Genomic DNA, 968 nt, shown 5'->3' with positions numbered 1-968 from the left:
CCGCGCTGTAGCCGTACCGGTAGCTCATGCTGTAGCGAGCACCGGCCGGGTTGGGCAGGCTCACGGTCTCCTCGGTCTTGCGCCCTTCCTCGTCATAGTTCAGCGTGGCGCTGGACTGCTGCTGCCCTTCCGGGCGAGAGTAGTCCCAGCTGTCCCAGGCCACCAGCAAGGTGTTCTGCCACTGGAAGGTGGTCTTCTGCCAGAGGCTGCTGTCGGCACGCAGGTGCTGGACCTCGGCCAGTCGATCCTGGGCGTCATAGCTGTACTTCTGCACCCGGCCCAGCGGATCTGTCTTTCTCAGCAGATTGCCCTGGGCGTCGTACTCATAGCGCGTGGTCTGACCCAGCGGCTTCACTTCCTTGACCAGTCGGTCCGCCTTGTCGTATTCGAAGCGGTAGTGCGCGCCCTTGGCGTTCTCCACGTCGATGACGTTGCCCCGAGCGTCATAGCGGATCAGCGTCTTGTTGCCCAGGCGGTCCGTGGCCTCGGTTTGCTGCCCAAAGGCGTTGTAGCCGTACTTCTCGGCCTTGCCATAGGCATCAACGCGACTGATGGTGCGGCCCGACTGGTCATAGCTTTGCGTCTGGCCGCGCGCCGCGCCGGCGAATTCCGTGGTGTCCTGCAATTGCTGGCTGCTCAGTCGTTCGCCGGCATCGAAGCGGTACTTTTGCGTCAGGCTAGCCGTCTTGATCTCAGTCGGCGCCCCCTGGCTGCCGGGCCGACCATCAGCCAAGTCGTAGCCGTATTCCTGGGCGTTGCCCAAGCCATCCATCGTCTTTGCGACGCGACCAAAGTTGTCGTAGCTGGTCTGCAGCCCAACGCCGTCTGCATCCGACACCATCACCGGCATGCCCAGCCCGTCGTAGCGCTGCTGGCGCACACCACCCACGGCGTTGACGTCCATCAGCGGTCGATTGGCTGCGTCATAGACCGTGTGCTGGCTGTAGCCCCGCGGGTCCGTGCGCACC

General features: G+C 63.9%; 1 pseudogene. It reads right to left on the bottom strand.

Annotation, left to right across the window (positions count from 1 at the left end):
• Positions 1-968: pseudogene (locus H5407_RS23490) on the bottom strand (RHS repeat protein); the annotation flags it as partial.

Source organism: Mitsuaria sp. WAJ17, assembly GCF_014174515.1.
In the GTDB taxonomy this organism is placed as follows: Bacteria; Pseudomonadota; Gammaproteobacteria; order Burkholderiales; family Burkholderiaceae_C; genus Roseateles_B.
Note: the sequence above shows the minus strand (reverse complement) of the source record. Positions and strands in the feature narration are given on the sequence as shown.